This window comes from Nonomuraea cavernae, from assembly GCF_040655715.1.
GTDB lineage: Bacteria > Actinomycetota > Actinomycetes > Streptosporangiales > Streptosporangiaceae > Nonomuraea > Nonomuraea cavernae_A.
The window spans coordinates 141,280-147,574 of record NZ_JBFAKL010000023.1; the positions used below are offsets into that span (position 1 = coordinate 141,280).

Consider the following 6,295-nt stretch of genomic DNA (forward strand, 5'->3'; position numbering starts at 1 on the left):
GGCATGACCACATACAAGACCATCAAGGTGGAGCGCCACGGCCCCGTCGGCTGGCTGATCAACAACCGGCCCGAGGTGCTCAACGCCATGAACAACACCATGCGTGACGAACTGGCCGACGCCTGGCTCGAACTGGACCGCGACCCCGACGTCCGGGTCATCGTGCAGACCGGCGAAGGGCGCGCCTTCCAGACCGGGGCCGACCTCACCGAGGTGGCCTCCGACGGCGTGGGCATGGAGCGCTACCAGGACAGCCTGGTCGACTTCGACCTCCACTTCACCTCCTGGCACCAGAACGTCACCAAGCCCGTCATCGCCGCCGTCAACGGCGTGTGCGCGGGCGGCGGGCTGCACTTCGTCGCCGACGCCGACGTGGTCATCGCCGCCTCCAACGCGACGTTCTTCGACCCCCACGTCAGCGTGGGCCAGGTGACCGCGATCGAGGTGATCGCGCTGGCCAAGAAGATCCCGTTCGAGGCGGTCATGCGGATGGCGCTCGTCGGCGCCCACGAGCGGATGACGGCCGCTCGGGCGTACGAGCTGGGGATGGTCAGCCAGATCGTGGACCCGCCCGAGACCCTGCGGGAGGCCGCGCAGGAGCTCGCCGAGAAGATCGCCCGCAACTCCCCCGCCGCGATGGCCGCGACCAAGAAGGCCCTGTGGGCGGCCCTCGAACTCGGCCTCACCGACGCCTGCCGGGTGGGCGCGCAGCACCTGGTCGGCCTCTGGGGCCACCCCGACCAGACCGAGGGGCCCCTCGCCTTCGTCGAGAAGCGGGCTCCCCGCTGGGTCGCCTAGGCTCCTTGGCCTCTTGAGAAACGAGAACTCATGAACCTGCTTGATGGCCGCGCGGCCGTCGTCACCGGCTCTGCCCAGGGGATCGGCCTGGCCATCGCCACCGTCCTGGCCGAACACGGCGCGGCGGTCGTGATCAGCGACGTCAACGCCGAAGGAGCCGAGCAGGCGGCGGCCGGCCTGGTGGCCCAGGGGCGCCGGGCCGTCGCCGTGCCGTGCGACGTGACCGACGAGGCCGCCGTCGACTCCCTGGCCGACACCTGCCGGGAGACCTTCGGCAGCCTCGACGTCATGGTCAACAACGCGGGCGTCACCCGCGACTCCACCATGGCGAAGATGACCCTGGAGAACTTCAAGGCCGTCGTGGACGTGCACCTGACCGGAGCCTGGCTCGGTACCCGCGCCGCCGGCCGCGTCATGCGCGCCCAGGGACGCGGCGGCTCCATCGTGAACATCTCCTCCATCTCCGGCAAGGTCGGCAACTTCGGCCAGACCAACTACAGCGCCGCCAAGGCCGGCATCGTCGGCCTCACCAAGGCCGCCGCCCGCGAGCTGGCCAAGCACGACGTACGGGTCAACGCCATCCAGCCGGGCCTGATCCGCACCGCCATGACGGCCGCCATGCCGCCCGACGTGCTCGCCCGGATGGTCGCCGACATCCCGCTCGGCCGCATCGGCGAGCCGGAGGACATCGCCAAGGCCGCCCTGTTCCTCGCCTCGGACCTGTCGGCGTTCATCACCGGCACCGTGACCGAGGTCGCCGGCGGAAGGCACATGTGATGCGCGTCTTCGCGAACCTCGGCGAGTTCAAGGGCCGCGCCGGCGAGACGCTGGGCACGAGCGACTGGGTGGCGATCGAGCAGGACCGGATCGACCGGTTCGCCGACGCCACCGGCGACCACCAGTGGATCCACGTCGACCCCGAACGGGCCGCGCACGGACCGTTCGGGGTCCCCATCGCGCACGGCTACCTGTCGCTGTCGCTGCTGCCCGCGTTGGTCGGCCAGATCTACCGGATCGAACGCCTGAGGATGTCGATCAACTACGGGCTCAACCGGGTGCGGTTTCCCAGCCCGGTGCCGGTGGGATCGCGGGTGCGGGTCACCACGCGACTCCAGTCGGCCGAGGATGCCGGCGACGGCGTCACGGCGGTGCTGCTGTCGACGATGGAGATCGACGGCGGCGCCAAGCCCGCCTGCGTCGCCGAGACCGTCAGTCGCTACCACCCGCTCTCCTGAGGGGCGACCAGGTTTTCGCGGAGACGCGGATCTGGGGGCCGTGGGTGCCGCGCCCACAACCGTAGAAGTTGACGAGTCCAACCCGGCTGTGGCATGCTGAAGGCGGCACCGAGGTTGACACTTATAGTATTTGTGGACATTCGTTTGTAATTTGCGTTATGCTGCCTCCTCGCGTCGCCTTCGCACGCCCCGGACTCTGCCGGGGCGTTTGGCGTGCGCGCAGTTCGATTCCATCCGTGTTCTCCGGAAGGACATCTGTTGGCAGCCACGCGCAACGCCTCCGCCGTACCCGCCGGTCCCCGTCGCGTCTCTTTTTCGCGCATCCAGGAGCCCCTCGAAGTTCCTGACCTTCTCGCCCTGCAGACCGAGTCCTTCGACTGGTTGCTCGGCAACGAGAAGTGGAAGGGCCGGGTAGAGGCGGCTCGCCAGGCCGGGCGCAAGGACATCCCGACCCAGTCGGGCCTCGAAGAGATCTTCGAAGAGATCAGTCCCATCGAGGACTTCTCGGGGACCATGTCCTTGTCGTTCCGCGACCACCGGTTCGAACCGCCCAAGTACTCAGTAGATGAGTGCAAAGACAAGGACATGACCTTCTCCGCGCCACTGTTCGTGACGGCGGAGTTCGTCAACAACGCAACCGGTGAGATCAAGAGCCAGACGGTGTTCATGGGCGATTTCCCGCTCATGACGCCGAAGGGCACCTTCATCATCAACGGCACCGAACGTGTCGTCGTCTCGCAGCTGGTCCGGTCTCCAGGCGTCTACTTCGGCCGCAGCGCCGACAAGACCTCCGACAAGGACCTCTACGACTGCCGTGTCATCCCCTCGCGGGGCGCCTGGCTGGAGTTCGAGATCGACAAGCGCGACAGCGTCGGTGTGCGCGTCGACCGCAAGCGCAAGCAGGCCGTCACCGTGCTTCTCAAGGCACTGGGATGGACCAACGACAAGATCCTCGAGCGTTTCGGCCAGTACGAGTCGATGCGCGCCACCCTGGAGAAGGACCACACCTCCGGCCAGGACGACGCCCTGCTCGACATCTACCGCAAGCTGCGGCCGGGTGAGCCGCCGACCAAGGAGTCGGCGCAGACCCTGCTGGAGAACCTCTACTTCAATCCCAAGCGCTACGACCTCGCCAAGGTGGGTCGTTACAAGATCAACAAGAAGCTCGGGGTCGACGCGGAGATCACCCAGGGCACGCTGACCGAAGAGGACATCGTCGCCACGATCGAGTACCTCGTCCGGCTGCACGCCGGCGAGGAGACGATGCCCAGCCCCCAGGGCCATCGCGTCATCGAGGTCGACGACATCGACCACTTCGGCAACCGCCGCCTGCGCAGCGTCGGCGAGCTCATCCAGAACCAGGTCCGCCTGGGCCTGTCCCGCATGGAGCGGGTCGTGCGCGAGCGCATGACCACGCAGGACGTCGAGGCCATCACACCGCAGACCCTGATCAACATCCGCCCGGTCGTGGCGTCCATGAAGGAGTTCTTCGGCACCTCGCAGCTGTCCCAGTTCATGAACCAGACCAACCCGCTGGACGGGCTGACGCACAAGAGGCGTCTGTCCGCGCTCGGCCCCGGTGGTCTGTCGCGTGAGCGGGCCGGCTTCGAGGTCCGTGACGTGCACCCGTCCCACTACGGCCGGATGTGCCCGATCGAGACCCCTGAAGGCCCCAACATCGGCCTGATCGGCTCGCTCGCCTCCTACGCACGCCTGAACGCGTTCGGCTTCGTCGAGACGCCCTATCGCAAGGTCGTCGACGGCAAGGTCACCGACCAGATCGACTACCTGACCGCCGACGAGGAAGACCGTTTCGTCAAGGCGCAGGCCAACACGGTGCTCAACGCCGACGGCACCTTCGCCGAGAGGCGCGTCCTGGTCCGCACCAAGGGTGGTGAGACCGAGCTGGCCCGTGCCGAGGAGGTCGACTACATCGACGTGTCGCCGCGCCAGATGGTGTCGGTCGCCACCGCGATGATCCCGTTCCTCGAGCACGACGACGCCAACCGCGCGCTCATGGGCGCGAACATGATGCGCCAGTCGGTGCCGCTGCTCAGAAGTGAGGCGCCGCTGGTCGGCACCGGCATGGAGTACCGGGCGGCCACGGACACGGGTGACATGGTCAGCGCCGAGAAGGCGGGCGTGGTGGAGGAGGTCTCGGCCGACTACGTCACCGTCATGAACGACGACGGCAGCCGCACCACCTACCGGGTGGCGAAGTTCAAGCGCTCCAACCAGGGCACGAGCTTCAACCAGAGGCCCATCGTCGCCGAGGGTGACCGGGTCGAGGTCAACCAGGTGATCGCCGATGGTCCGTGTACCCAGAACGGTGAGATGGCGCTGGGCAAGAACCTCCTGGTGGCGTTCATGCCGTGGGAGGGTCACAACTACGAAGACGCGATCATCCTGTCGCAGCGGCTGGTGCAGGACGACGTCCTGTCCTCGATTCACATCGAGGAGCACGAGGTCGACGCCCGTGACACCAAGCTGGGTCCTGAGGAGATCACCCGGGACATCCCGAACGTGTCCGAGGAGGTGCTGGCCGATCTCGACGAGCGCGGCATCATCCGCATCGGCGCCGAGGTCGTCCCCGGTGACATCCTGGTCGGCAAGGTCACGCCCAAGGGCGAGACCGAGCTGACGCCGGAGGAGCGGCTGCTTCGTGCGATCTTCGGTGAGAAGGCCCGTGAGGTCCGTGACACCTCGCTGAAGGTGCCGCACGGCGAGCAGGGCAAGGTCATCGGCGTCCGCGTGTTCAGCCGCGAGGAGGGTGACGAGCTTCCGCCCGGTGTCAACGAGCTGGTCCGCGTCTACGTGGCTCAGAAGCGTAAGATCACCGACGGTGACAAGCTCGCCGGCCGTCACGGCAACAAGGGCGTCATCTCCAAGATCCTGCCGGTCGAGGACATGCCGTTCCTGGAGGACGGCACCCCGGTCGACATCATCCTCAACCCGCTGGGCGTGCCCGGCCGGATGAACGTCGGCCAGGTCCTGGAAAATCACATGGGCTGGATCGCAGCCAGGGGCTGGGACATCTCCGATGTCCAGGATGCCTGGGCCGAGCGGCTGCGCGACAAGGGCTTCGAAAAGGTCGAGCCACGCACCAACGTGGCCACCCCGGTCTTCGACGGAGCCCACCAGGAGGAGATCGTCGGCCTGCTCGGCAGCACAGTCCCCAACCGCGACGGGGATCGACTCGTGCAGAGCGGCGGCAAGGCCCGATTGTTCGACGGCCGCTCCGGCGAGCCGTTCCCCTATCCCATCGCCGTCGGCTACATGTACATTCTCAAGCTCCTGCACCTGGTGGACGACAAGATCCACGCCCGGTCGACCGGCCCCTACTCCATGATCACCCAGCAGCCGCTCGGCGGTAAGGCCCAGTTCGGTGGCCAGCGCTTCGGTGAGATGGAGGTGTGGGCCCTGGAGGCCTACGGCGCCGCCTACGCGCTCCAGGAGCTGCTGACGATCAAGTCCGACGACGTCGTGGGCCGCGTGAAGGTCTACGAGGCGATCGTCAAGGGCGAGAACATTCCCGAGCCCGGCATTCCCGAGTCCTTCAAGGTCCTCATCAAGGAGATGCAGTCGCTGTGCCTCAACGTCGAGGTGCTGTCGAGCGACGGCATGTCCATCGAGATGCGAGACACCGACGAGGACGTCTTCCGCGCCGCGGAGGAGCTCGGCATCGATCTGTCCCGGCGTGAGCCGAGCAGCGTGGAAGAAGTCTGACGGCCCCATGCTCGACCCGCAGGTGTCGGCCCGCGACGGAGGGAAGGCGGTCGTCTTCCGGCGCGGGTCCGGCACGCTGCGGTGGAACAGAACCACCCACCGCACTCGACTGAGAAGACCATCCCGTCGCCGGCCTCGACATCATCGCTGAACGATCATTCCCATTGGGCTACGAGATCCACCACTCTTCGTGCGAATACATGTCGAGGATATCGGCCGCTTCAGTGCGCGGATCAGCCGGCTGCCCAAGCGGGCAGGCCAATGCCCACCCTCCTCGACAAGGCCGACCACGGCGCCCGGCCCGCACTGTGCCGGAAAGTTCGGGCTTCAGCTACGGCGACCAGGCCCAACGGGCGGAAGCAGGCGCTTCAGCCTCGGCGAGCAGGAGGGCGTCGAAGCCCGGCCCGCTCTACGGCGGACTGAAGGACGGCGGGGGCAGTGAAGCGGAGGCGGGTGGGCGTTCCGGCCGACTTAAGACCGTGCCAAGTACCCCCGCGCCCGAAACAAGGCCGAAGGCGAACATCACCAGACCCCGG

4 protein-coding genes are annotated in these 6,295 nt (G+C 67.2%); all 4 read left to right on the plus strand.

Annotated elements, in window-relative coordinates; translation table 11 throughout:
• The first annotated feature begins 3 nt into the window (after positions 1-3).
• The 4 genes from AB0I38_RS29340 to rpoB all read left to right on the plus strand — a co-directional run bounded on the left by AB0I38_RS29340 (position 4) and on the right by rpoB (position 5,759).
• Complete coding sequence (locus AB0I38_RS29340; RefSeq protein WP_358483721.1) at positions 4-798, plus strand: enoyl-CoA hydratase/isomerase family protein; 795 nt, start codon at positions 4-6, stop codon at positions 796-798.
• Positions 799-828: 30 nt separating this feature from the next.
• Positions 829-1,575, plus strand: coding sequence for a 3-oxoacyl-ACP reductase FabG (gene fabG / locus AB0I38_RS29345; protein WP_358483726.1), 747 nt, complete (start codon positions 829-831; stop codon positions 1,573-1,575).
• Positions 1,575-2,033 (plus strand): MaoC family dehydratase, encoded by a 459-nt coding sequence (locus AB0I38_RS29350; protein WP_358483733.1) that lies wholly within the window; start codon positions 1,575-1,577, stop codon positions 2,031-2,033. The genes fabG and AB0I38_RS29350 overlap by 1 nt, the downstream gene beginning before the upstream one ends.
• Positions 2,034-2,291: 258 nt before the next feature.
• On the plus strand, positions 2,292-5,759 hold the full coding sequence (gene rpoB, locus AB0I38_RS29355) for a DNA-directed RNA polymerase subunit beta (RefSeq protein ID WP_358483739.1): 3,468 nt from the start codon (positions 2,292-2,294) through the stop codon (positions 5,757-5,759).
• Positions 5,760-6,295: the final 536 nt, after the last annotated feature.